At 41.3% G+C, this 552-nt stretch carries 2 protein-coding genes; both read left to right on the forward strand.

The features are described from left to right. A partial coding sequence (locus tag PSE7429_RS26510; protein ID WP_009629839.1) for a hypothetical protein occupies positions 1 to 358 on the forward strand: 358 nt, incomplete at its 5' end. After that, entirely contained in the window at positions 355 to 483 is a 129-nt protein-coding gene (locus PSE7429_RS27685; RefSeq protein WP_009629840.1) for a hypothetical protein, read from the forward strand. The genes PSE7429_RS26510 and PSE7429_RS27685, both read left to right, overlap by 4 nt. The last annotated feature ends 69 nt before the right edge of the window (positions 484 to 552 follow it).

Below are 552 nucleotides of genomic sequence, written 5' to 3' on the forward strand. Positions count from 1 at the left end.
TGACGATTTATCTGCCTACTATGTGCTGAAGGAGAGATTGCTGTCGGGGGAAATTGATCGCTGCTACCTCAATGTACGTTATATTCGCGAAGATGGTCAAATTGTGCAGGTCATCCAAAGTACGGATCTTGATATTAGCGGGGCGAAGGAACCTTATTTTGTCAATCGATTTGAAGATATTACAGATTGGGAAAGGACAGATCGGAATAAGCAGGATTTTGAAAATAGAACACGCTATCTTTTTGAGAATAATCCCCATCCGATGTGGATTTACAATCTGGAAACCCTAGATTTTTGGCAGTCAATCAGGCGGCAATCAACCACTATGGCTATAGTGAAGCAGAGTTTTTATCCATGACTGTGCTTGATATTCGTCCTGTTGAGGAGGTTCCCAAACTCTTAGAAGCGATCGCTAAAGTATCCATTGGCTTTAGCGTGCCTGAGATTTGGACGCATCGCAAAAAGATGGTAGCCAGATTTTAGTTGAGGTTTCGGCGCATACCCTTGAGTATCAAAATCATAGATGTGAATTGATTTTAATCAATGATGTTA

This window comes from Pseudanabaena biceps PCC 7429 (assembly GCF_000332215.1).
GTDB classification, from domain to species: Bacteria; Cyanobacteriota; Cyanobacteriia; order Pseudanabaenales; family Pseudanabaenaceae; genus Pseudanabaena; species Pseudanabaena biceps.